Below are 20,185 nucleotides of genomic sequence, written 5' to 3' on the forward strand. Positions count from 1 at the left end.
CCCGTGACGAAGGCCTGGGTGCCGAGGTGCTGGACGGGCGGAGGCGGCCCCGTGGTCGTTGCGGGGCGGAGTGGCGGCGGGCGGGAAGGTCCGGCGCCCGCATATATCGGCCGGCGGCCGACGAATCAGCTGATGACGAGAAGGGTTGGCGGGATGAGCGAAGTGGGTGTGCACGGGTGAGGCGATGGCTGATGGCCGCCGGCCTGGTGATGGCCTTGGGCGCCGGGAGCGTGGCGTGCGCTTCGGAGAAGAAGGAGGAGAAGACGTTCGTCGGGGCCGCGGAGGTCTGCGGCGACGTGTTTGCCGGTCCCCTGGCGGAGATGGTCGAGAAGGTGACGGGGGACAAACTCTTCTTCGCGAAGAGCCCGAAGGGCATGGAGAGAGTGGTCGCGGCACTCAAGGAAGGGTATGAGTCCGGGCGTCCATGGGCTGCGGGGGACGTGCTCTGCCTGTTGCATCCGAAGGACTCGGCTCAGACGGATGACGGGGGAGTGAAGTTCTCCATGTATGCGCCACAGGATGTCGAGGACGAAGGCCTCCCGGCCGGCTTCGAGTTGTACACCATGGGTGTGCAATCCTCGGTCGGGCGAGGCGGCGCGGGGCTCTATTTCGAGTGCGTCAGTCCCCAACTGAAAGGTTCGGACAAAACTCCACTGCGCATCCACGGCAGCTTCGGGCGTGGTGTGAGTGATGCACCGGACACGCGTGAGTACCGCAACCTGAACATGACCATCTTGCATGCCGTTTCCCTGAAGCTGGTCAAGGAACTCGACTGCGCGAACAACGGTGGCCTGCCTAAGTCTCCCGTACTCACGCCGAAGTAGCAGGTTCTGCGTCCGGCAACGACCGGGAGGACCGGCAGGGCAGCGACCCGGAGACCGGCTGATGGCGGGTGGAGGCCGTGGGCCGAAGCTATCGGTCCAAGCCGTCGCTGGACCCGGCATAAACCCAGAGCACAGCGGAACGGTGCACAGCGGAACGGCCGCCCCCGCACCGTGGGGGCGGCCGTTTCATCCATGTGGAGGCCGTGACCGGATTCGAACCGGTGTAACTCGAGTTGCAGTCGAGCCCCTGAACCACTCGGGCACACGGCCGTGTGTTCCTCGTCGTGGTCCGACCGTAGGGCCCGGTGTCCGCGCTGCTCAAGAGTGCGGGGCGGGCCGCAATGCGACTGCCATACCGCGTTCACGATCGGGGTCTGCCGCCGCCCGCGAGGCGCGTCGCGGTCCTACGACCAACGGACGAGCGGCGGACCGACTCGCGACAGGGGCGACATAAGATCTTGCCCCTTACTCTTGGGCTCATGAGTGCCCTGGAGCCACGAGACGCCGGTACCGGTACCGAGAGCAATGCCGGCACCGCTGTCGAAGCGGCGACACCGGTCCCGCCCGCCGAATCAGGAGGGGTGCTCGGGCGTACCTACCGGGCACTCAGTGTCGGCATAGTCTCCGTCGTGTTCCTGATCGCCTTCGAGGCGACGGCCGTGGGGACCGCGATGCCGGTCGCCGCCCGTGAGCTGCACGGCATCCCGCTCTACGCGTTCGCGTTCTCCGCGTACTTCACCACCAGCCTGTTCGCCATGGTCCTCTCCGGGCAGTGGGCGGACCGGCGCGGGCCGCTGGGGCCGCTGGCCACCGGGATCAGCGCGTTCGGGGCCGGGCTGCTGCTGTCGGGCACGGCGGGCAGCATGTGGATGTTCATCGCCGGGCGGGCCGTCCAGGGGCTCGGCGGCGGGCTGGTGATCGTGGCGCTGTACGTGGTGATCAGCCGGGCCTACCCGGAGCATCTGCGGCCGTCGATCATGGCCGCGTTCGCCGCGAGCTGGGTGATTCCGTCCGTCGTCGGGCCGCTCGCCGCCGGGAGTGTGACCGAGCACCTGGGGTGGCGGTGGGTCTTCATCGGCATTCCCGTACTGGTCGTGTTCCCGCTGGCGCTCGCGCTGCCCGCGATCCGGCGCCGGGCGTCGGGGCCGGCCGATCCGGCGGCGCCCGTCGAGCCGTACGACCGGCGCCGCATTGTCCTCGCGCTCGGGATCTCGGTGGGGGCGGGGCTGCTCCAGTACGCCGGGCAGGAGCGGAACTGGTTCGCGCTGCTTCCGGCCGTCGTAGGTGTTGCTCTGCTCGTTCCCGCCGTGCGCGGGCTGCTGCCCCCGGGCACGGGCCGGGCGGCGCGTGGGCTGCCCTCGGTGGTGCTGCTGCGCGGGGTGGCGGCCGGGTCGTTCATCGCCGCCGAGTCGTTCGTACCGTTGATGCTGGTGACCCAGCGCGGCCTGAGCCCGACGATGGCCGGGCTCTCGCTCGCGGCCGGGGGCGGGACCTGGGCGCTCGGTTCGTACGTACAGTCCCGGCCGCGCCTTGAGCCGTACCGGGAGCGTTTGATGGTGGGCGGCATGGTGCTGGTCGCCGCGGCGATCGCGGCCGCGCCGTCCGTGCTGATCGACTGGGTGCCGGTCTGGACCGTGGCGGTGGCCTGGGCCTTCGGGTGCTTCGGCATGGGCATGGTGATCGCGTCGACGAGTGTGCTGCTGCTGAAGCTGTCGGCGCCGGAGGAGGCGGGGGCGAACTCGGCCGCCCTCCAGATCTCCGACGGGCTGTCGAACGTCCTGTTGCTGGCCGCGGGCGGGGCGGCCTTCGCCGCGCTCGGTGGCGGTGCGGTGGGGGCCGTGCACGGGGCGGCGGAGGCGGGGGCCTCCGGATCTCATCCGGGGGCGTTCGCGGTGGTCTTCCTACCGATGGCGGGGGTGGCGCTGGTGGGGGCGTGGGTGGCGGCGCGGGTGCGGACAAAGCCTTAGTACCGCGTGGTACCACGCGGTACTATCCGTACATGGCTGGTCTGAATCTGCGGTTCACCGAAGAAGAGCTGGACGCACTGCGTGCACGCGCCGAGTCGGAGGGGCGGAGCATGCAGTCGTTCGCCCACGACGCGGTGATCACCGCCATAAACGAACACGCGCGCCTCTTCAACGAGGCTGCGGACCACGTGCTGAAGGTGAGTGAGGAGCTCAACCGGAGGCTCGCCTGATGAAGTACCTGACACTTCCCGAGCTGCTCAACCTCGCCGAGCGCCTCGGGGCTGCCGAGGTGCGCGACTACGGGCTGCTCGATTCGGCACTCGCCCGCCCGCAGGCGAGCGTGTTCGGCCAGGACGCCTATCCGGACGTGTGGCAGAAGGCCGCGGCGCTCATGGAGTCCCTGGCGCGCAATCATGCACTCGTCGACGGAAACAAGCGCATCGCCTGGTATGCCACCTGGGTCTTCCTGCACATCAACGGGCATCGCCTGAGTGCGGACTTCGATGTCGACGAGGCCGAGAAGTTCGTGCTGGACGTGTGCCAGGGGGCCCTCGACATGCCCAGGATCGCGGAAAGGCTCCCTCGATTCGCCGCGTAACGCTGTTCTGTGAAGAGGGTCTCAGCGGGGCCGAACCGCCGCTCGTCCGTACGGGGTTCCGCCCGGCCCCCCGGTAGGGTGGCCCGGTTGTCGTATCGCGTACGAGTCCGTCCCGGCCCGTACGGACAGCGCCCCACGTACCCGAGAGACCCGAACCGGAGACCGTGACTACTACCGCCTCCCACCACCTCTCACCCGCCTTTCCCGGCCGCGCCCCCTGGGGCACGGCCGGCAAGCTGCGAGCCTGGCAGCAGGGCGCCATGGAGAAGTACATCCAGGAGCAGCCGCGCGACTTCCTCGCGGTCGCCACCCCCGGCGCGGGGAAGACCACGTTCGCGCTGACCCTCGCGTCATGGCTGCTGCACCACCACGTGGTGCAGCAGGTCACCGTCGTCGCGCCGACCGAGCACCTGAAGAAGCAGTGGGCCGAGGCCGCGGCCCGGATAGGGATCAAGCTCGACCCCGAGTACAGTGCCGGCCCGCTGAGCAAGGAGTACGACGGCGTCGCCGTCACCTACGCGGGTGTCGGGGTCCGGCCGATGCTGCACCGCAACCGGTGCGAGCAGCGCAAGACCCTCGTGATCCTCGACGAGATCCACCACGCCGGTGACTCGAAGTCCTGGGGCGAGGCCTGCCAGGAGGCGTTCGACCCGGCCACCCGGCGCCTCGCGCTCACCGGTACGCCGTTCCGGTCCGACACCAACCCGATCCCCTTCGTCGTGTACGAGGAGGGGAACGACGGCATCCGGCGCTCCTCGGCCGACTACACCTACGGCTACGGCAACGCGCTCGCCGACGGCGTCGTCCGGCCCGTGATCTTCCTCAGCTACAGCGGCAACATGCGCTGGCGCACCAAGGCCGGTGACGAGATCGCCGCCCGGCTCGGCGAGCCGATGACCAAGGACGCCATCGGCCAGGCCTGGCGTACCGCTCTGTCGCCCACCGGGGACTGGATCCCCAATGTGCTGAGCGCCGCCGACAAGCGGCTGACCGAGGTGCGCAAGGGCATTCCGGATGCGGGTGGGCTCGTCATCGCCACCGATCAGGAGTCGGCGCGCGAGTACGCCAAGATCCTCAAGAGGGTCACGGGTGAGAAAGCCACCGTGGTCCTCTCCGACGAGAAGGCCGCGTCGAAGAAGATCGACCGGTTCAGCGAGGACGAATCGCGCTGGATGGTCGCGGTCCGCATGGTGTCCGAGGGCGTCGACGTGCCGCGCCTCGCCGTGGGCGTGTACGCCACCACCATTTCCACACCGCTCTTCTTCGCGCAGGCCGTCGGCCGTTTCGTGCGCTCGCGCAGGCGTGGCGAAACCGCTTCCGTCTTCGTACCGACCATCCCGATGCTCCTCGACTTCGCCAACGAGATGGAGGTCGAACGGGACCACGTCCTCGACAAGCCCAAGAAGGGCAGCGACGAGGAGAACCCGTTCGCGGAGGAGGACAAGCTCCTCGCCGACGCCGAGAAGCTGGAGGACGAGGAGACCGAGGACCAGCTGCCCTTCGAGGCTCTCGAATCCGACGCGGTCTTCGACCGGGTGCTGTACGACGGTGCCGAATTCGGCATGCAGGCACACCCGGGAAGCGAGGAGGAGCAGGACTACCTGGGGATTCCGGGGCTCCTGGAACCCGATCAGGTGCAGTTGCTGCTCCAGAAGCGGCAGACCCGGCAGATCGCGCACAGCCGCCAGAAGCCGGCCGCGGATGCCGATCTGCTGGAGAAGCCGGCCGAGGCGCGGCCGGTGGTCACGCACAAGCAGCTGCTGGGGCTGCGCAAGCAGCTCAACACGATGGTGTCGGCGTACACGCATCAGAGCGGCAAGCCCCACGGTGTGATCCACACCGAGCTGCGGCGGGTGTGCGGCGGGCCGCCGAGTGCGGAGGCCACGGCCGGGCAGATCCAGCAGCGGATCCAGAAGGTGCAGGAGTGGGCGACGCGTATGACGTGAGGGCGCTCTCGTGGGGTGCCGGCCCGGGGCGGGGACAGCGGTCCTCGCCCCGGGCCGGCGTCGTCGGCGCGGATCAGATGCGGATCAGGCTCGGCTGCCGGGTGCGGATCGGGTGCGGTCGCCGGGTGCGGTTGCCGGGTGCGGGTCGGGCGTCGTTGCCGGGTGGGTGGATGTCGTACGTACGGCTACCAGACGAACGCTGCGGACTGGTTGACCGTGGCCACGCACGGAACCGTGGCCGACGTCGGGGACGACGCCACGATCTGCAGTGACCAGTTGGTGGCGCTCGGCGGACCGGACAGCACCACGGAATTCGTGGTGTCACCCGCCGCCAGGGTGCCGGAAGTGAGCTTCAGCGGTCCCAGAGTGATCGGGTTGGGGCTGGTCATGCCGGGGTTGGTCTTCCCGGAGAACTGCACCTGACTGGTGACGCCGCCCGAGGTCTTGGTGAGCTTGAGCGTCGTCGTGATGCTGTTCGGGTCGGCACTGGTGCCGGTCGGCATGGTGATCGCGGTGGAGTTGATCTTGATGGTCTTGGACGTGCCCGAGTCGGCGGCGGTCAGGGTGGCGAGACCGCTGCCCCAGGTGCCGCAGTCGTACGTGGCCGTCGCGGTGAGCGGGGTCACCGCCTGGGCCGACGGCGCCAGGGCGAGCGCGGCGGCCGCGGAGCAGGCCGCGGCGAGCACGAGCGGGACGCGGACGCGTCTTCGGTTCGACGGCCTTGCAGAAGTGATCGACATGACGGGAGAGACTCCTTCCGGTTGAATTCCGCAGATTCGAAGAAATCGCCGTATGCGATCTTCTTGCGGATCTGCGTGCCGGGCCCGGCATGTCGGATGCAGTGAAACTGTGATCTTCGGAGATGTCAATAGATGTCAACAGGTGCGTGGAAAGTGCTTGTAGAAATGCTTTTCGGGCATTTCAGATGACGATCATTCTCCGGATAAGGATCAGTCAATTCTCTCTTGACTTCTCTGCGTGTGACCTCCTCAATGTGCGCAAATCAATGGGCCATGGAGGGGTGTCTGGTGATCCGACGACGAAGACCCGGTGTGACCGGTCTGCTCGCTGCCTGCTTCGTACTGTCCCTGAGCTGCGTCGGGGCCACCGCCCAGTCCGCGCCACCGGCCGGACGCCAGGCGGCCGGTACGGTCACCCCGACCGTTCACTGCACCCTGCCCGCCGGTCAGGGTGAGGCGACCGGGCCGCAGCAGATGACCGTCGAGCTGTCGCCCGCGGTCGTCGCCCCGGGCGGCAAGGTGCACGCGAAGGTCACGCTCGGCCCGTCCCCCGCCACCAGCGCTCTCGCGCTGGACGATGTGCCGACCATCCCCAGCCTCGACCTCGCCATGTCCGGCGGGGCCACCGGAACCGTCACCGTGCGGGGCGCCGAGTTCACGATGGACATCCCGGCCGGGACGCCCATCGAACTCCCGCCGTACGAGGGCGACTTCCTGGTACCGGCGGACGCCTCCGGCGACATCTCGTTCGCCCCGGTCCGTACGCTGACGCAGACCAAGGTGCTCGGATCGGTCTTCGAGACGCCCTGTGACGTGGTCGGCGGGGGCGGCTCCATCGGCACCGTCACGGTGGAGGGCACCGGCTCCGAGCCCGCCACACTGACCGCCCCCGCCGATCCCGTACGCCCCAACACCCCTGTGGCGCTGGGTGGTTCGGGATGGACGTCGGGCGGCGCACCCGTGCCTTCGCTCTGTGCGGTGGGCGGTGGCGGCTGCGATCCGCTGAAGTTCAAGGGCCACACCCTCACCATCGACAGCTACGGAACGCTGCACGGCACGGCCACCCTCGCGGAGGCCGGGGCGGTGCCGGACGGCGCGTACGAGGTGAAGGTCAACGACGGTACGAAGGAAGCCACCGCTCCCCTCACCGTCAAGGCCGTCACGGCCGGCGACCGCGAGATCTCGCTCTCGCAGAACAGTGGACCTGTCGGCAGTGTGATCACGGTCAGCGGCAGGAACTACAACCCGGACCGCTGGATCAATGTCATCGGCCTCGACGCGACGGGCACCGGGCTCGACGACAGCGCGGTCTACGTCAAGAGCGGCTCGGACGGCACCTTCGCCGTCGAGTTCACCGTGATCTCCGATGCCGTCGTCGCCGTCCAGGCCGACGAGGGCAACGATCCGGCGACCGTACGGACCGCCCCGTTCACCGTCTCCACGGGCGGGGAGGGGGCGGCGGCACCGCCGACCAGAAGCTGAACACCTCGGTCAGGGCAGGGACACTGTCCATGGTCCAGGACGGCGACACCGTCGACTTCGGTACGACGGTCCTGGGCACCGGCAGCGGTGTGCAGCGCTCCCGGCTCAACCGGGTCGAGGTGGAGGACGCCCGCGGCGTCAACAGCGGCTGGTCCCTGACCGCCACCCTCACCGGCTTCACCAGCGCCGACGGGGGCACCATCCCGGCGGGTGCAGTCCGGTGGACACCCAAGTGCACGGCGCAGAACGGGAGTGTGGGGGTACCGGTGGCCGGGTCGCCCGCCGCGCTCGGGAGCGAGGCGGCGAGTCTCTGCCGAATGAATCCGGACGGATCCCGTCCGTTCACCGGCGGCCGATTCGACGCCGACGCCGATCTCACACTGACGGTTCCCGGATTCACCCGGCCCGGAGATTACAGCGCCACCCTGACACTCACTCTTCTCTGAGAGCCGTCAGGGGAAGGACCCGGAGACGCCCGCCTGCTCCGTATCGCAAGGGAGCAGGCGGGCGTCGCCATTTCGAATTCGGAGAAATCCCGTAGCCATGGAGGAGTCGCATGTTCGTACGGCCGAGATCGAGAAGACCGGACGGATCGAGAAGACCGGAAAGGCCGGGTGCGGTGTTACGCCGCGCCGTCGCCCTCACCGCCGGGGCCGTGCTCGCCTGGACAGGCGGAACCGTCGCATTCGCCCCCGTCGCCCACGCCGGCACGGTGACCCCGACCGTCCACTGCACCCTGCCCGCCGGGCAGGGCGAGGCCACCGGGCCGCAGCAGATGAGCGTCGACCTCTCGCCGGCCGTCGTCGACCCGGGCGGCAAGGTCCACGCCAAGGTCACCCTCGGCCCGTCCCCCGCCACCAGCGGACTCAGCCTGAGCGATGTGCCCACCACCCCCAGCATCGACTTCGCCATGTCGGGCGGTGCGACCGGCACGGTCACCGTCACCGGACCCCAGATCAACCTCGACATCCCGTCCGGGAAGCCGATCGAGATCCCGCCGTACGAAGGGGACTTCATCATCCCCGCCAGTGCGAAGGGGCCGATCTCCTTCACCCCGGTACGCAATCTGACGCGTACGAAGGTGCTCGGCTCCACCTATGAGACCCCGTGCGACGTGACCGGTGGCGGCGGCTCCATCGGCACCGTCACCGCCGAGGGCACCGCGGGCCTGCCCGCCACCCTGGCCGCCCCCACCACCGCCGTCCGGCCGTCCACCGCGGTCGCCCTGACGGGCAGCCTGTGGACCGCCGGCGCCACCCCCGTGCCCTCTCTGTGCGCGGCGGACGGCGGTGGCTGCGACACCGGAAAGTTCGTCTCCAGCACCCTTGCGATCAGCGGCTCGGGGGAGCTGACCGGAAGCGCGGTCCTCGCCCCCGCGGGCACGGTGCCGGACGGCTCGTACCTGGTGAAGGTCGGCGACGGTACGAAGGAGGCGACCGCGCCCCTGACCGTCAAGGCGTATGTCCCCGGCGGGCCGCGGGCCATCGCGCTCTCCCGCGCCGGTGCGCCGGTCGGCAGCGTCGTGCAGGTCACCGGCAGCAACTACTTCCAGGACCGCTGGATCAACACCGTCGGCCTGGACGCGAGCGGGGCGACACTCGACGACACCGCCGTCTATGTGAAGAGCACCCCCGACGGCACGTTCAGCGTCGACTTCACCGTCTCCGACCCGGCCATCGCCTCGATCCAGGTCGACGAGGGCAACGATCCGGCCACCGTGCTGACCACGCCGTTCACCGTGACCGACGCCTCCGCGACGCTCTCCGCGGGCGCGGCGAAGGTCAAACCCGGCGGGACGATCACCCTCTCCGGCGGCGACTGGCCGACCGGCACCACGCCCACCGCCGCGCTCTGCGCGGCCGACGGCAGCGCCTGCGACAGTGCGCGGATCAGCGGCTCCACCCTCCGGATCAACGCCGACGGAACGCTCGCCGGTACGGTCACCGTCGCCGGATCCACCCCGCGCGCCGTGTACGCGCTCCAGGTCACCGCGGGAGGAGCGCAGGCCCTCACCCCGCTGACCGTCGCCCCGACCTTTGTCGTTCTCACCCCGTCGGCCGGGCCGAAGGGCACCGCCGTCACCGTCCTCGGGCAGGGGTTCGCGAAGGTCGCCACCGTATCCGTCGTCGGGCTGCGGGCCGACGGATCGCAGACGTCCGACCCGGTGAGGACGAAGGTGGTCGGGCTGGACGGGGCGTTCTCGCAGACCTTCACGGTCAACGCCACCGACACCGTCGCGATCCGGGTCCGGGAGGTCCTCGTCAACCCGCGCACCGAGACGGCGGCGTTCACCGTCCAGGACGGGACCGTCCCCGCCGGACCGTCCTTCGCGCTCTCGCCGTCCGAGGGGCCCGTCGGCACGGTGGTCCAGGTGACCGGCCGGGGCTTCGCGCCCGTCGCCACGGTCTCGGTGACCGGCCGCACCGCGGACGGGAAGCAGACCTCGGACTCGTACGTCACCCGGGTCATCGGACTCGACGGCACCTTCGCCCTCAACTTCGCCGTCCGCGACCCGGCGACGAGGGCGATCAGAGCCTGCGAGGTGCTCGTGAACGGAAAAATTGTGCAACAGTCGTTCACGGTGAGTTAACGCCCGTTCACGTCCGGTATGCGGACGTGTCGCCGAGGCGTCGGCCGACCTGGACGCGCGTAGACGTCCAGATTTCGGCCGACGCCGCGCTGACCGGCGCTTATCCTTCTTCACCGCACCTCCACTTCCGCTGACGCCCGGATTCTGGACGAGGTCTTCCGCTGAGCGGACTGGCTCGCTACTGTCCAAAAAAATGCACGCCCCGTGGCAGCGCCGCCGCGGAGCGCAGCCGGTTGCCTTGGCCAGGCCGGCGGCCTCTCCGTGCGTCGCCGCTGGGACCGGTGGCACACATCCCGTGGGGACAAGCCGCCGCCGCTCACCAAAGAGGAGAGGGCGTCGTGACCGCGGAGACCTCCCAGACGCTCGACCGGGGACTACGGGTCCTCAAGCTGCTTGCCGACACCGACCACGGTCTGACCGTCACCGAGTTGTCCAACAAACTCGGCGTCAACCGAACCGTGGTCTACCGCCTGCTGGCCACTCTGGAACAACACGCCCTGGTACGCCGCGATCTGGGCGGCCGGGCCAGGGTGGGCCTCGGCGTGCTGCGTCTGGGCCGCCAGGTGCATCCGCTCGTACGGGAAGCCGCGCTGCCCGCGCTGCGGTCCCTCGCCGAGGACATCGGGGCCACCGCCCATCTCACGCTGGTCGACGGCAGCGACGCGCTGGCGGTCGCGGTCGTCGAGCCGACCTGGACCGACTACCACGTGGCCTACCGGGCCGGCTTCCGTCACCCGCTGGACCGGGGTGCCGCGGGCCGGGCGATCCTCGCCGCCCGCCAGAAGCCGGTGGGTGAGACCGCCTTCACCCTCACCCACGGCGAACTGGAAGCCGGGGCGAGCGGGGCGGCGGCCGCGCTGATGGGGGTGACGGGGGTCGAGGGGAGCGTCGGCGTGGTGATGCTCGCGGACTCCGTACCCGAACGTGTCGGCCCCCGGGTCGTGGACGCGGCCCGCGAGGTCGCGGACGCGCTCCGCTAGTGCTGCGACCGGAAAGGTTCACGGGCTCGCGACGCCCGGCACGGCATCTCGCCGCGTTGTCGCATCACCCGAGTACATCCAGTACGCGGGCAATGCTCCGCCTTGCGATGCACCGCACCGGACGCCGCGAGCTTTCCGGCAAACCTTTCCGGTCACAGCACTGGGCAGTTCAAACCCGTCCGGCGGTTGAGGACGAAGCGGCCGACCGGACGCCCCGGCCCCTCGTGGGAGCGCGGGCGGCCGGGCGGGCCGGGGCGCCCCACCAGCCGGGTCGCTCCACCACCTGGCCCGTGCCGGCGCCCCGGCGGTTAGATTGGGCGGGTGCTCACTCGTCTCTCGCGCTCCCGCACCCGCACTCTCGCCCTGTGCGCCCTGCCCGTCCTCGCCCTTTTCGGCGTGGCCGCCTTCGCGCCGCTGCCGTTCACGCTGGCGCAGCCCGGCACGACCGCGAACGTGCTCGGGAACGATCACGGCACTCCCGTGATCAGCATCAAGGGCGCGCCCACCCGCACCCCCAAGGGCGAGCTGCGGATGACGACGATCGTCGCGACCGGGCCCACCGCCGATGTCGGCATCGGTGATGTGGTCGACAGCTGGTTCCGTACGGACCGGGCGGTTCTGCCCCGCAACTCCGTCTACCCGACGGGCGGCTCCGAGAAGGAGATCGAGAAGCACAACCTGGAGGACATGAGGAAGTCGCAGAACTCCGCCGTCGACGCGGCCCTGAACTACCTCGGCAAGCCCAAGGGATCGGTCGACGTCACCCTGCACCTCGCCGATGTCGGAGGTCCCAGCGCGGGCCTGTTCTTCGCGCTCGGCATCGTCGACAAGCTCGACGGCGACGGCTCCGGTGGCGATCTCACCGGTGGCCGCACCATCGCGGGCACCGGAACGATCCAGGCGAACGGTGCGGTCGGCGCGGTCGGCGGGGTGTCGCTCAAGACTCAGGCCGCGCACCGCGACGGTGCGACCGTCTTCCTCGTCCCGAAGGCCGAGTGCAGGGAGGCGGGTGCCGAGCTCCCCAAGGGGCTCCGGCTGATCCCGGTCACGACTCTGAAGAGCGCGGTGTCCTCGCTTCAGGCGCTGGAGCAGGGGCGCACGGTCCCGAGCTGCTGACCTCGGTGGATGGTGATGGTACGGAGGCCTCCGCCGCCGTGCCCCCGGACCCGGACCCGGCCGCGTCCATCGTGCGCCACGCCGGGAACACCAACGGGCTCAGCGTCGCCAGCAGGTACACCGTGCCCATCGCCAGCAGGGCGCCTCGCGCGCCTGCGCTCTCCACCAGCAGGCCGGCCGCGAGACCGCCCACCGGCATGGCCAGTTCGCCGCCCGCCGTGAGCACACCGGAGACCCGGCTGCGCAGCTCGTCGGGCACGCTCCCGTAGATCACCGTCGTCAGGATCGGGTTCAGCACCCCGCCCGCGATGCCGCTCAGCGCCATGGTCACGGCGAGCGGCAGCGTCGTCCCGGTCAGTGCCGCGACCGCATACCTGGGCGCGCCGCACAGCACCACGCACACCGTGAAGACGGCCCGCCGCGAGAAACGGTGCCCGAACGCTCCGTACAGCAGCGCCCCGGTCAGCCCGCCCGCGCCGAACAGTGCGGTGAGCAGCCCGATGTCCCTGGCCCCGCCCAGTTCGGCGGAGGCGTGCACCGGCAGCAGGACGGCGTTCCAGCCCTGATCGGTGCCGTTCATGAAGAGGACCATCACCACGACGGCCAGCAGCAGCCGGTTGCTCAGCAAGTAGGTGTATCCCTCGCGCAGTTCGGCGCGGTACGCCCGCAGCGAGACGGGCGTCGCGGCCTTGCGGGGCTCGGCCGCGCGTACCCCCCGCACCCCGGCCGCGATCAGCAGCGCGGAGGTCAGGAACGTCGCGGCATCCAGCAGCAGTACGGTCTCCGCGCCGACCAGTGCGATCAGTACGCCGGCCAGTGCCGCCCCGACCATCCGGGCGCCGCGCGAGACGGCGTCGAAGAGGCTGGCGGCGCGGGCGAGGGTGGTGCCGGCGTGCTCGGCGAGATCCGGTACGAGGACGTAGCGGGCCGTGTTGCCCGGGGTGTGCAGGAGTCCGCCGACCGCCATCAGCGCGCACAGCATCCAGAAGGCCAGGGCGTTCGCGTAGTGCAGCAGCGGGATGGCGGCTACGGAGACGCCGCACACCAGGTCGGAGGCGACGGAGACCCGGCGGCGTCCGATCCGGTCGATGACGGGTCCGCCGATCAGTGCGGAGACGACGATCGGCAGAGTCGCGCAGAAGGCGACGACGCCGGCCCGTCCCGCGCTGCCCGTGGTCTCCAGGACGAACCACGGGACACCGATGAGGGTGAGTGAAGTACCGGCCGTGGATATGGAGTTGGCGGACAGTACGGCGATGAGCGGGGTGCGGTTCCGGTCCCCCCGGCCGTTCATGCCGTACCGGGTGCGACGGAGGCGCGGCCGGGGTGGCGGGGCAGGACGCGCAGTCCCAGGTCGACGAGGGCCCAGCCCAGCCGGGTGCGCAGCCCGGTGTGCGAGGCGGCCGGTGCGAGGCCGAACTCCGTTGCGGGCCGTCGCAGTTCGGCGGAGCGCAGGCTGTGCAGCAGCAGATGGGTGTCGGAGTGCATGACGGTGTCCTTCCGGTCGGGAGGGGCTGGCTACTCCGCGGGGCGCGGGAAGAGGTGCACATGGCTGCGGACGTTGGCCGATCCCTCGGTGCCCTCCGGTACCCGGCCCCGGTAGCTCTCGATGAGTTCGTGGATCTTCTCGATCAGCTCCTCGGAGAGATCCGGGGTGAGGCGCACCTGGAAGTCGCTGATGTCCCAGCCTTCCTGGCGCCATGCGTCGGGCCATTCGCGCATGGTGCCGATCCAGGTGCTCAGCTCCTGGGAGTGTGTGGTGGCGGTCTCGTGGAGTACGACGTCGACCGCACCGCGCACCTCGGGATCCGGGTGGCTCAGGAATCTGCTGCTGTCGAAGACGGTGCCCCGGTGTGCGGCCCGCCACCAGCGCTCGCGGCCCTTGCCGCGTTCCGGGTCGTCCTCGACGAAGCCGTACGCCGCCAGCTGCCTGAGGTGGTAGCTGGTGGCGCCGCTGGACTCGCCGAGCCGGTCGGCGAGACCGGAGGCGGTGGCGGGGCCGTACTCCCGCAGGGCGGCCAGCAGGCGCAGCCGCAGGGGGTGGGCGAGCCCGCGCAGGGTGCGGGCATCGACCTTGTGGATGTTTTCGGCCTCGGCGGGGGTCTCGGCGCCGTCCTCTGGTGCGGGCATGGGTAAACCGTAGAGTTGCAAAGCTCTCTTTGCAACAGGTTCTTTGCATTAGATTCTTTGCAACGGAATCCTTGTAAGACCGACCGGCAAATGGGGGGCGATGCCCGGGGGAGGGCCGCGGCGCAGGCTTCCCGGCTCATCCCTTCTTGATGAACCCCTCCTTGATCAGCCAGTCCTTCGCCACCTCGTGCGGGTCCTGCCCGTCGACATCCACCTTCGCGTTGAGCACCTGGGCGACCTCCGTCGTGAGCTTCCTGCTCAGCGGGTCGAGCAGCCCCGCGATCTGCGGATACTTCTCAAAGGTCCTGGTGTGGATGACGGGCGCCGCGTTGTAGTTGGGGAAGAAGTGCTTGTCGTCCACGAGCACATCGAGGTCCATGGCCTTGATCCGGCCGTCCGTGGTGAACACCTCGCCCAGCAGGCAGGAGTTGGACTTCGAGACCTGGGTGTAGATGATCCCGGCGTCCATCTTCTTGATGTTGGCGGCCGGGATCGACATCCCGTACGCCTTCTCCATGCCCGGCAGCCCGTCGTCGCGCGAGGCGAACTCGTTCTCCACGCAGATCGTCACCGCCGACGGGTCCATCTTCGCCAGCGCGGCAACATCGGAGAGCGTCCTCAAGTGGTACTCCGCGTTGTTCTTCCTGCTGATGGCGAGCGCGTAGGTGTTGTTGAGGGTGGACGGCGTCAGCCAGGTCACCCCGTTCTTCCGGTCCTCGTCGCGGACCGCCTTCCACTGCGCCAACGGGTCGGCGATCGGCTTCGCATGGCCCAGATAGGTGATCCAGCCGGTGCCCGTGTACTCGTACATCGCGTCCGCGCCGCCCTTGATGATCGCCTCGCGCGCACTGATCGAACCGGGCAGGTTCGTCCGGTCCAGGACCTCCGCGCCGGCGGCCTTGAAGACCAGGCCGATCATCTGGCCGAGGACGATGTTCTCGCTGAAGTTCTTCGAGGTGACGGTCAGCGAAGCACCGTCCAGCGGCTTCCCCTGACCCACGGAGCCCGGGACCACGTCGTCCACCATCGGCGAGCCGCTCTTCAGACCGCACCCGGAGAGCGTCAGAGCCAGGGCGACCGCCCCCACGAGTCCGGCACGCACCTGCCGCCGGCGCATCTCACCCCACCTCCAGTCCGCGCGGCATCAACGCCACCTCGACCAGCGAGGCCAGCCAGTCCACCAGCAGCGCCAGCACCACCGTCAGTACGGAACCGAGCACCAGCACCGGCATCCGCTGGGTCTGGATGCCCGAGGTGATCAGGTCCCCGAGGCCGCCACCGCCGACGAACGTGGCCAGGGTCGCCGTACCGACGTTGAGCACCAGCGCCGTCCGTACACCGGCCAGGATCAGCGGGACGGCGAGCGGCAGTTCGACCTTGGCGAGCGTCCCCATCGCCGACATGCCGATGCCGCGCGAAGCCTCGACCAGGCTCGGTTCGATCGCCTTGAGACCGGCCACCGTGTTGGAGAACACCGGCAGCACCGCGTAGATCACCATGCCGATGACCGCCGTCGACGGGCCGATGCCCAGCCAGATGACCAGAAGCGCCAGCAGACCGATCGCGGGAGTCGCCTGCCCGATGTTGGCGAGGGCCGTGACCACCGGGGCGCCCTTGCGCAACCGGCGCCGGGTCAGTGCGATCCCCAGCGGGATGGCGATGATCAGAACCCAGAACGTCGAGATCGCGGTCAGTTTCACATGCTGCCACCAGCGCAGCTGCACATTGCCGCCGGTGAGCGAATTCCTGGCGATCGAGTCGAGGTGGGTGTTGGTGATCCACAGATAGGTGATGGCCAGGACGATCGCGAGCGCGGCCGGCAGCAGTACCAGCTTGCGCCAGGTGATCCGGCGCCGCGGCCCCGCCGGTGGCGGTGGGGGTTCCTCCTCCTCGTCGCGGAAGGCAAGGCCCATGACGTCGTGTTCGCCGGGCGGGCGGTCCTTGTCGGACGCGGGCGCCGGGCGGGGGGAGCGCGGAGTCCGCGCCGATTCGGGATTCCGCGAGGAGTCGGGATTCATGCGCCCGCACCGCCCTCCAGCTCCTGTTCGGTCTGGTGGGCGCGCGTTTCCTCCAGGTCGTGCTGGTGCTCGACGGCGGCGAGCCGGTCGGCCTCCAGCAGTTCCTGGACGGAGTTCATCAGGGTGTGCATGTCGACGACCCCGATGAACTCGCCGCGCCGGCCGGTCACCGCGACCCGCCCGCCGCTGTCGGTGAGCACCGCCTCCAGTGCGTCGTGCAGCGTGCCGTCCCGCGTCACCGTGTCATGGACCAGCTGCCCGGCACGTGCCAGCGAACCCCGCGCCCGCATCAGGTCGCCGCGCCGCAGCCACTTGTACGGGCGGTTCCTGCGGTCCAGCATCAGGAGCTCGTTGTGCGGGCCGCTGCGCAGCTTGTTGAAGATCGACTGGAGCGGGTCGTCGACCGTCACCGTCGGGAACTGGGCCATCTCCACATCCCGGACGCGGGTGAGGTTGAGCCGCTTCAGCGCGGCCCCGGCACCGACGAAACCCGAGACGAAGTCGTCCGTCGGGTTGGTGAGAATCGCCTCCGGGGTGTCGAACTGCGCGATGTGCGAACGCTCCCGCAGTACCGCGATCCGGTCCCCCAGCTTGATCGCCTCGTCGAAGTCGTGGGTGACGAAGACGATCGTCTTGTGCAGCTCGTGCTGGAGCCGGATCAGCTCGTCCTGCAGGTGGTCGCGGGTGATCGGGTCGACCGCGCCGAACGGCTCGTCCATCAGCAGCACCGGCGGATCGGCCGCCAGGGCCCGCGCCACGCCCACCCGCTGCTGCTGTCCGCCGGAGAGCGCCCGCGGGTAGCGCCCGTGGAACTCCCGGGGGTCGAGGCCGACCAGATCGAGCATCTCCTCGACCCGGTCCTTCACCTTCGACTTCGACCAGCCGGCCATCCTCGGTACGAGGGCGATGTTCTCGGCGACCGTCATGTGCGGGAAGAGCCCGGACGACTGGATCGCGTAACCGATCTTGCGGCGCAGCTTCACCGGGTCGATGTCGGTGACGTCCTCGTCGTTGATCCTGATCCGCCCGGACGTCGGCTCGATCAGCCGGTTGATCATCTTCAGGGTGGTGGACTTCCCGCAGCCGGACGGGCCGACGAAGATCACCGTCTCACCGGCCTTGATGTCCATCGTGACGTTGTCCACCGCCGGGCTCGGACTGCCCGGATAGCGCTTGGTCAGATTGTCCAGATGGATGGTGGCGCCGGAAGCGGCCTTCGTCGACCCGGCGCTGTCGGCGGCCGTGCTCCCGTCGGCGGTATCGGAGCCGGTGTTCCCGGCACCGGCGGTCTCAGACACGGATCCCCCTGGGAATGGTGAGCCGCCCGAGCAGTACGTACGCGGCGTCGAAGAGCAGGGCGAGGATGACGATGCCGAGCGTGCCCGCGAGCACCTGATTGAGCGCGTTGGCGCTGCCCAGCGAGGCGATGCCGCGGAAGATCTCATTGCCCAGGCCGGGGCCCGACGCGTAGGCGGCGATGGCGGCGATGCCCATCAGCATCTGTGTGGAGACCCTGATGCCGGTGAGGATCGGCGGCCAGGCGAGCGGCAGCTCCACCCGGCACAGCCGGGCCGGCCGCGACATCCCGATGCCCTTCGCCGCGTCGACGAGCGACGGATCGACGCCGCGCAGCCCCACGATCGAGTTACGGACGACCGGCAGCAGCCCGTACAGCGTCAGAGTGATCACCGTGGGCGCGACCCCGAGCCCGACCAGCGGGATGAGCAGACCGATCGCGGCGAGGGAGGGAATGGTGAGGATCGTCGCCGTCGACGTGATCGCCAGCGACCCCGCCCATCCGCTGCGGTAGGTGACGACCCCGATCAGGACACCCAGCACGGTGGCGATGACCATGCACTGGAATACGGCACTGACGTGCTGATACGCGTCGGTGAGCAGCTGTTGATGCCGGTTGCCCAGGTACTCCCAGAAGCTCACACGCCACTCCTCGGCTCAGTCGTTGTCCCCTGCGGCCTGCTCGACGAGCGGGATGATGCGCAGCGGAACCGGGTTCTCCATGACGATGGCCGTGGAGGCCCGGACGATGCCATCAAAACCGACAACCCGGTCGATCACCCGTTGAAGATCGGCGTTGGAACGCGCGACGAGACGGCAGAGCATGTCGCCGTGCCCGGTGGTGGTGTGCAGCTCCAGCACTTCCGGAACACCGGCCAAGTGGGCCCGTACATCGGCGCCTTGACCCTGTTTGATCTCCAGCGTCGCGAACGCGGTGACGGGGTAGCCGAGCGCCGCCGGATCGACGGTCGGGCCGAATCCGCGGATGACTCCATTCGACTGAAGCCGGTCGAGGCGCGCCTGCACCGTCCCGCGCGCCACGCCGAGCCGGCGCGACGCCTCCAGGACGCCGATACGGGGCTCGCGGGCCAGCAGTACGATGAGCCGCCCGTCCAGGTGATCGATCGCCATGGTGCGCCTCCGGGGGGTCGCTGTGATGGTCATCATGTACAGATAGCCCGGCCATCATCGCTATCGGCTGTGCAGATTGCCCAGCGGATTCGCGAACTGTTGCGCACCTTGCGAAGCGGCGAGAGCCTTCGACCATGACTGAGACTCTGCACACCACCCCCGACACAGCCCGGCAGGCCGACCCCTTCCCGGTCAAGGGAATGGACGCGGTCGTCTTCGCCGTCGGCAATGCCAAGCAGGCCGCTCACTACTACTCGACGGCCTTCGGCATGAAGCTGGTCGCCTACTCCGGACCGGAGAACGGCAGCCGCGAGACGGCGAGTTACGTCCTGACCAATGGCTCCGCCCGTTTCGTCTTCACCTCCGTCATCAAGGCGTCCACCGACCACGGCCGCTTCCTCGCCGACCACGTCACCGAGCACGGCGACGGCGTCGTCGACCTGGCCATCGAGGTGCCGGACGCCCGCGCGGCCTACGCGTACGCGGTCGAGCACGGCGCCCTCGGCCTCGCCGAGCCGCACGAGGCCAAGGATGAGCACGGCACGGTCGTACTGGCCGCCATCGCCACCTACGGCAAGACCCGTCACACCCTCGTCGAGCGCACCGGCTACGACGGCCCGTACCTGCCCGGCTACGTCGCCGCGGCCCCCATCGTCGAGCCGCCGGCCAAGCGGACCTTCCAGGCCATCGACCACTGCGTCGGCAATGTGGAACTCGGCCGGATGAACGAGTGGGTCGGCTTCTACAACAAGGTCATGGGCTTCACCAACATGAAGGAGTTCGTGGGCGACGACATCGCCACCGAGTACTCCGCCCTCATGTCGAAGGTCGTCGCCGACGGCACCCTGAAGGTGAAGTTCCCGATCAACGAACCGGCGATCGCCAAGAAGAAGTCCCAGATCGACGAGTATCTGGAGTTCTACGGCGGCGCGGGCGTCCAGCACATCGCGCTCGCCACGAACGACATCGTCGCCTCGGTGCGCGCGATGCGGGCGGCCGGCGTCCAGTTCCTGGACACCCCCGACTCGTACTACGACACCCTCGGCGAGTGGGCGGGCGAGACCCGCGTCCCCGTGGAGACCCTGCGCGAACTGAAGATCCTCGTCGACCGCGACGAGGACGGCTACCTGCTGCAGATCTTCACCAAGCCGGTCCAGGACCGCCCGACCGTCTTCTTCGAGATGATCGAGCGCCATGGCTCGATGGGCTTCGGCAAGGGCAACTTCAAGGCCCTGTTCGAGGCGATCGAGCGCGAGCAGGAGAAGCGCGGCAACCTCTGAGCTCCCAGAGCGTGAACGCGGGGCCCCGGCGAACCCGGGGCCCCGCCTCATGCGCCCAGGGCCTCGACCCCCTCCAAAGGACCGGGG

The 20,185-nt window shown here is 69.4% G+C and carries 20 protein-coding genes and 1 tRNA gene; 11 read left to right on the forward strand and 10 right to left on the reverse strand.

Features of this window, described 5'->3' with window-relative positions; genetic code table 11:
• Positions 1–191 precede the first annotated feature (191 nt).
• Entirely contained in the window at positions 192–824 is a 633-nt protein-coding gene (locus GA0115254_RS40565; protein ID WP_176740497.1) for a hypothetical protein, read from the forward strand.
• Positions 825–1,019: 195 nt separating this feature from the next.
• On the opposite strand, the gene GA0115254_RS40570 is transcribed toward GA0115254_RS40565, so the two are convergent.
• Positions 1,020–1,094, reverse strand: a tRNA-Cys gene (locus GA0115254_RS40570).
• A gap of 209 nt (positions 1,095–1,303) precedes the next feature.
• On the opposite strand from GA0115254_RS40570, the gene GA0115254_RS40575 reads away from it, so the two are divergent.
• The 4 genes from GA0115254_RS40575 to GA0115254_RS40590 all read left to right on the forward strand — a co-directional run bounded on the left by GA0115254_RS40575 (position 1,304) and on the right by GA0115254_RS40590 (position 5,335).
• A complete protein-coding gene (locus GA0115254_RS40575; RefSeq protein ID WP_093900266.1) occupies positions 1,304–2,791 on the forward strand; it encodes an MFS transporter in 1,488 nt (495 codons plus the stop codon).
• A 32-nt stretch (positions 2,792–2,823) separates the two neighbouring features.
• Positions 2,824–3,021 (forward strand): Arc family DNA-binding protein, encoded by a 198-nt coding sequence (locus GA0115254_RS40580; RefSeq protein ID WP_093900267.1) that lies wholly within the window; start codon positions 2,824–2,826, stop codon positions 3,019–3,021.
• Positions 3,021–3,389: a type II toxin-antitoxin system death-on-curing family toxin gene (locus GA0115254_RS40585; RefSeq protein WP_093900268.1), complete on the forward strand. Its 369-nt coding sequence runs from the start codon at positions 3,021–3,023 to the stop codon at positions 3,387–3,389. The genes GA0115254_RS40580 and GA0115254_RS40585 overlap by 1 nt, the downstream gene beginning before the upstream one ends.
• Before the next feature lie 164 nt (positions 3,390–3,553).
• The gene (locus GA0115254_RS40590) at positions 3,554–5,335 is read left to right on the forward strand and encodes a DEAD/DEAH box helicase (RefSeq protein WP_093900269.1); all 1,782 of its coding nucleotides are present in this window, start codon (positions 3,554–3,556) and stop codon (positions 5,333–5,335) included.
• A 185-nt stretch (positions 5,336–5,520) separates the two neighbouring features.
• On the opposite strand, the gene GA0115254_RS40595 is transcribed toward GA0115254_RS40590, so the two are convergent.
• Positions 5,521–6,075, reverse strand: coding sequence for a hypothetical protein (locus tag GA0115254_RS40595; RefSeq protein WP_256103050.1), 555 nt, complete (start codon positions 6,073–6,075; stop codon positions 5,521–5,523).
• A gap of 288 nt (positions 6,076–6,363) precedes the next feature.
• Here GA0115254_RS40595 and GA0115254_RS45060 point away from each other — a divergent pair, with 288 nt between their 5' ends.
• The 5 genes from GA0115254_RS45060 (at position 6,364) to GA0115254_RS40620 (ending at position 12,243) form a co-directional block, all read left to right on the forward strand.
• A complete protein-coding gene (locus tag GA0115254_RS45060) occupies positions 6,364–7,557 on the forward strand; it encodes a hypothetical protein (protein WP_176740498.1) in 1,194 nt (397 codons plus the stop codon).
• Between the two features lie 29 nt (positions 7,558–7,586).
• Positions 7,587–8,003 carry a WxL domain-containing protein gene (locus GA0115254_RS45065; RefSeq protein WP_093900271.1) on the forward strand — a complete coding sequence of 139 codons (417 nt, stop codon included), beginning with the start codon at positions 7,587–7,589 and terminating at the stop codon, positions 8,001–8,003.
• 173 nt (positions 8,004–8,176) lie between these two features.
• Entirely contained in the window at positions 8,177–10,147 is a 1,971-nt protein-coding gene (locus GA0115254_RS40610; RefSeq protein ID WP_093900272.1) for a hypothetical protein, read from the forward strand.
• Between the two features lie 338 nt (positions 10,148–10,485).
• Positions 10,486–11,127 carry an IclR family transcriptional regulator gene (locus tag GA0115254_RS40615; protein ID WP_093900273.1) on the forward strand — a complete coding sequence of 214 codons (642 nt, stop codon included), beginning with the start codon at positions 10,486–10,488 and terminating at the stop codon, positions 11,125–11,127.
• A 321-nt stretch (positions 11,128–11,448) separates the two neighbouring features.
• On the forward strand, positions 11,449–12,243 hold the full coding sequence (locus GA0115254_RS40620) for a S16 family serine protease (RefSeq protein WP_093900274.1): 795 nt from the start codon (positions 11,449–11,451) through the stop codon (positions 12,241–12,243).
• Here GA0115254_RS40620 and GA0115254_RS40625 read toward each other — a convergent pair.
• From GA0115254_RS40625 to GA0115254_RS40660, 8 genes are all read right to left on the reverse strand, one after another.
• A complete protein-coding gene (locus GA0115254_RS40625) occupies positions 12,173–13,537 on the reverse strand; it encodes an MFS transporter (protein WP_093900275.1) in 1,365 nt (454 codons plus the stop codon). The two genes, GA0115254_RS40620 and GA0115254_RS40625, sit on opposite strands and share 71 nt — an antisense overlap.
• A complete protein-coding gene (locus GA0115254_RS40630) occupies positions 13,534–13,731 on the reverse strand; it encodes a hypothetical protein (protein WP_093900276.1) in 198 nt (65 codons plus the stop codon). The genes GA0115254_RS40625 and GA0115254_RS40630 overlap by 4 nt, the downstream gene beginning before the upstream one ends.
• A gap of 30 nt (positions 13,732–13,761) precedes the next feature.
• Positions 13,762–14,373, reverse strand: a complete 612-nt coding sequence (locus GA0115254_RS40635; RefSeq protein WP_093900277.1) for a winged helix-turn-helix domain-containing protein — start codon at positions 14,371–14,373, stop codon at positions 13,762–13,764.
• Positions 14,374–14,509: 136 nt separating this feature from the next.
• Positions 14,510–15,490, reverse strand: a complete 981-nt coding sequence (locus GA0115254_RS40640; RefSeq protein ID WP_093900278.1) for a glycine betaine ABC transporter substrate-binding protein — start codon at positions 15,488–15,490, stop codon at positions 14,510–14,512.
• A 1-nt stretch (position 15,491) separates the two neighbouring features.
• A complete protein-coding gene (locus GA0115254_RS40645; RefSeq protein WP_256103086.1) occupies positions 15,492–16,286 on the reverse strand; it encodes an ABC transporter permease in 795 nt (264 codons plus the stop codon).
• Positions 16,287–16,387: 101 nt separating this feature from the next.
• Positions 16,388–17,587 carry an ABC transporter ATP-binding protein gene (locus GA0115254_RS40650; RefSeq protein ID WP_093900423.1) on the reverse strand — a complete coding sequence of 400 codons (1,200 nt, stop codon included), beginning with the start codon at positions 17,585–17,587 and terminating at the stop codon, positions 16,388–16,390.
• 94 nt (positions 17,588–17,681) lie between these two features.
• Positions 17,682–18,329: an ABC transporter permease gene (locus GA0115254_RS40655; RefSeq protein WP_093900280.1), complete on the reverse strand. Its 648-nt coding sequence runs from the start codon at positions 18,327–18,329 to the stop codon at positions 17,682–17,684.
• A gap of 15 nt (positions 18,330–18,344) precedes the next feature.
• Positions 18,345–18,818, reverse strand: coding sequence for an Lrp/AsnC family transcriptional regulator (locus tag GA0115254_RS40660; protein ID WP_093900281.1), 474 nt, complete (start codon positions 18,816–18,818; stop codon positions 18,345–18,347).
• Between the two features lie 134 nt (positions 18,819–18,952).
• Here GA0115254_RS40660 and hppD point away from each other — a divergent pair, with 134 nt between their 5' ends.
• Entirely contained in the window at positions 18,953–20,098 is a 1,146-nt protein-coding gene (gene hppD, locus GA0115254_RS40665; RefSeq protein ID WP_093900282.1) for a 4-hydroxyphenylpyruvate dioxygenase, read from the forward strand.
• Positions 20,099–20,185: the final 87 nt, after the last annotated feature.

The sequence above is a fragment of the Streptomyces sp. Ncost-T10-10d genome (assembly GCF_900091955.1).
Classification (GTDB): domain Bacteria; phylum Actinomycetota; class Actinomycetes; order Streptomycetales; family Streptomycetaceae; genus Streptomyces.

Coding starts and splice junctions, on each gene's coding strand:
- GA0115254_RS40565 (WP_176740497.1), top strand. CDS start 192: ATGGCCGCCGGCCTGGTGATGGCCTTGGGCGCCGGGAGCGTGGCGTGC.
- GA0115254_RS40585 (WP_093900268.1), top strand. CDS start 3,021: ATGAAGTACCTGACACTTCCCGAGCTGCTCAACCTCGCCGAGCGCCTC.
- GA0115254_RS40660 (WP_093900281.1), bottom strand. CDS start 18,818: ATGGCGATCGATCACCTGGACGGGCGGCTCATCGTACTGCTGGCCCGC.
- hppD (WP_093900282.1), top strand. CDS start 18,953: ATGACTGAGACTCTGCACACCACCCCCGACACAGCCCGGCAGGCCGAC.
- GA0115254_RS40580 (WP_093900267.1), top strand. CDS start 2,824: ATGGCTGGTCTGAATCTGCGGTTCACCGAAGAAGAGCTGGACGCACTG.
- GA0115254_RS40625 (WP_093900275.1), bottom strand. CDS start 13,537: ATGAACGGCCGGGGGGACCGGAACCGCACCCCGCTCATCGCCGTACTG.
- GA0115254_RS40575 (WP_093900266.1), top strand. CDS start 1,304: ATGAGTGCCCTGGAGCCACGAGACGCCGGTACCGGTACCGAGAGCAAT.
- GA0115254_RS40640 (WP_093900278.1), bottom strand. CDS start 15,490: ATGCGCCGGCGGCAGGTGCGTGCCGGACTCGTGGGGGCGGTCGCCCTG.
- GA0115254_RS40645 (WP_256103086.1), bottom strand. CDS start 16,286: ATGGGCCTTGCCTTCCGCGACGAGGAGGAGGAACCCCCACCGCCACCG.
- GA0115254_RS40630 (WP_093900276.1), bottom strand. CDS start 13,731: ATGCACTCCGACACCCATCTGCTGCTGCACAGCCTGCGCTCCGCCGAA.
- GA0115254_RS45065 (WP_093900271.1), top strand. CDS start 7,587: ATGGTCCAGGACGGCGACACCGTCGACTTCGGTACGACGGTCCTGGGC.
- GA0115254_RS40595 (WP_256103050.1), bottom strand. CDS start 6,075: ATGTCGATCACTTCTGCAAGGCCGTCGAACCGAAGACGCGTCCGCGTC.
- GA0115254_RS40635 (WP_093900277.1), bottom strand. CDS start 14,373: ATGCCCGCACCAGAGGACGGCGCCGAGACCCCCGCCGAGGCCGAAAAC.